General features: G+C 63.3%; 2 protein-coding genes. One reads left to right on the top strand and one right to left on the bottom strand.

What is annotated here, in order from left to right:
• Nucleotides 1–2,216, bottom strand: a 2,216-nt coding sequence (gene glgP / locus NZN28_RS14145) for an alpha-glucan family phosphorylase (protein WP_295399234.1), incomplete at its 3' end; no start/stop codon positions are given.
• Between the two features lie 119 nt (nt 2,217–2,335).
• On the opposite strand from glgP, the gene NZN28_RS14140 reads away from it, so the two are divergent.
• Nucleotides 2,336–2,975 (top strand): YkgJ family cysteine cluster protein (locus tag NZN28_RS14140; RefSeq protein ID WP_295399232.1); only part of this gene is annotated, 640 nt, incomplete at its 3' end.

Genomic DNA, 2,975 nt, shown 5'->3' with positions numbered 1-2,975 from the left:
GACGGGGGCGCTTCCACCCAGAGTTTGACGTTGTTCCAGGCTGCTTGCACCTTGGATTTCCAGGCGGCCACTTCGTTGAGGGCAGCGGCGTTTCCCTCCATCAGATGGGCGGCTCGCCGGGCCAGCGGGGTGTAGAACTTGCGGTGGTATTCGTCCACCATGCGCTGGGCTGAGTAGGTAGGGCCGCAGGTGCGGATGCTGTCGCGCACCATGGCCAGCCAACCGCTCGGCGTTCCGACCGCGCCCCGGGCGTAAAACAGCGGGATCACCTCGTACTGCAACGTGTCGTAAAAGCTCTGGGCGTCGGCGTGGTCCTGGGCCTCCTCGGTGGCATAGGTGCGCTCGTCGCCAATGGCCCAGCCGTTGGTGGTGTTGAAGGCCTCGGCCCACCAGCCGTCCAGAATGGAAAAGTTCAGAGCGCCGTTCAGGGCAGCCTTCATGCCCGAGGTGCCGGAGGCTTCCATGGGGCGGCGGGGGGTGTTGAGCCAGACGTCCACCCCCTGCACCAGGCTGCGGGCCAGGCCCATATCGTAGTTTTCAAGCAAAATCATCTTGTCTTCCAGCCCCAGGGCCCTGATTTTCTCGGCCAGCTTCTTGATGAACTCCTTACCGGGCTCATCCTTGGGGTGGGCTTTACCGGCAAAGACAAACTGCACCGGCAGAGGGCCGTTCAGAATGGAGACCAGCCGCTCGGGGTCGGTGAACATCAGGATGGCCCGCTTGTAGGTGGCAAACCGACGGGCAAAGCCGATGGTCAGCACGGAGGGGTCGAGCACCTTTTCCGCTGCCCGCAGGCTCGCCGGGAGGTCGCCGTTGCGGCGTCGCTGCTCGAAAAGGCGGGCCCGTACCTCGTCAATCAGGCTGGCCCGCAGCTTGTTGCGGATGCGCCAGAGCTCGTCTTCCTCGAGCCGTTCCACCGTCCACTGGCTGGGGTCATGCAGCTGCTCGGCCCAGGTCTTGGGAAAGGTGCGCTCGTAGAGGCTGTGCAAATCGGGGTGCAGGAAGGTGAAGGTGTGGATACCGTTGGTGATGTGCCCGATGGGGACTTCCTCCGCCTCGAGGCCTTTCCAGCGGTGCTGGAACATCTCGCGCGAGACCTCGCCGTGGAGGGCCGAGACCCCCCCGGCTGCACGCGAGGTGGCCAGGGCCAGGTTGGACATGCTGAAAACCGGGCCGTAGCTTTTCTCCTCGCGACCCAGGGCTATGAACTCTTCCTTGCTGATGCCCAGCTTGTTCCACCAGCCGTCCAGATACCGCTCCACCAGCTCCAGCGGAAAGGTGTCGTGCCCGGCGGGAACGGGGGTGTGGGTGGTGAAGAGGGCCCCCGCCGAAGTGGCCTCCAAGGCCTCGCTGAAGCTGCTTCCGGCGGCCACCATCTCGCGCATGCGCTCCAGGCCCAGAAACGCCGCATGGCCTTCATTCATGTGCCAGACCTCGGGCTCCAAGCCCAGCGCCCGAATCAGGCGAACCCCCCCCACCCCCAGGATGAGTTCCTGCTCGATGCGGATTTCCTGGCCGGGCGCGTACAGTCGGGCGGTCAGGGCGCGGTCTTCGGGGCGGTTTTCGGGCAGGTTGGTGCTCATCAGGTAAACCGGTATGGTACCTACCTGGGCTTTGTAGGCCATCACATAAACCGTGCGCCCGGGGAACTCCACCCCTACCTTGAGGGGCTTTCCGTCGCGGGTGACCACCTGCAAGGGCAGTTCCTCAGGCAGCAAATCCTCGTAGACCTCGCGCTGCTGGCCCTCGGGGGTGAGCTGCTGGCGGAAGTAGCCCTCGTGATAGAACATGCCGATTCCGGTCAGGCAAAGCCCCAGGTCTGAGGCCGATTTGATGTGGTCGCCTGCCAGAATGCCCAGGCCGCCCGAGTAGATGGGCAGCGACTCGTGGAAGCCGTACTCCATTGAAAAGTAGGCAATGCGGGGAGGTTTTTGGGGGCGGGTTTGCAGGTACTGGTGGAAGTTGGCGACGGTGGCCTCAACCGCGCCCACATAGCCCGCGTTCTCGGCCAGGGCCTGAAGGCGCTGGGGCTCGGCTTCCAGCAAGGCCCGCACCGGGTTTGACCGGAAGCGCTTCCACTGCGAAGGATTGATTTGCTCAAATAGGTGCTGGGCTTCTGGATTCCAGCTCCACCAGAGATTGTAGGCTACCTCGCGCAGGCCCTTCAGGGGCTCGGGCAAGGTGGGCATGGCGGTGATTCGACCGAGGACTTCCATAATCAGGACAAGATTGTACCATCTGCGCTCTGGCAAACCATGGGTCATGTGGGAAGTGTGTTTGGGAGGGAATTTCTACGGCGCAGGCTTTTGGCCTTGAAACCCTTATGATAATGGGAATGGAGCCGGTTTTGCGGCAAGCGGTGGCTCTGGCCCACCAAAACCTGGAGGCGCGCACCGCGCAGTATCTGGCCAGGCTTGGCCAGAAGGTCAGCTGCCGCCGGGGCTGTTTTGCCTGCTGCTATGCCTGGGTGGTGGTGGGGCTGGCCGAGGCCGCTTACCTGCGCGAGCACCTCGAGGCCCATCTTCCCGATGCCCTGGCCCGAGTCGAGGCCGAAGGCCCCAATAGACTTCGCCGCATTGCGCAGCACAAACACCGGGCCGATTTTCCCACCACGTATTTTCTGGAGGCCCATCCCTGTCCGCTGCTCACTTCAGAGGGAGCCTGCGCTGTGCATCCCCACCGCCCCCTGGCCTGCCGGGGGGTGCTGACCAACCTCGAGGCCCGCTACTGTGCGCCCGGTGTGGTGCCGAACCTTCGCGGTTCGGAGCGGGCTGTTTACCAACGTCAGCTTAGAGCCTGGCACGGCCCTGAACACTATTTGAGGGTGCCCTGGCAGCTTTCCGAACGCTCTGCTCAAAAGCTTTGGGCCACAGAAAAGAAGGTACGTGACTTTACCGTGATTGGGGAGCTGGTCAGCCTGATTTACTTGCTGGGCCAAGCAGATTTCCGGGACGCTGTGTTGCAGGGTCCCGCAG

It is taken from the genome of Meiothermus sp. (assembly GCF_025056915.1).
Taxonomy (GTDB): Bacteria; Deinococcota; Deinococci; order Deinococcales; family Thermaceae; genus Meiothermus.
This window is presented reverse-complemented; position numbering and strand designations above follow the sequence as displayed.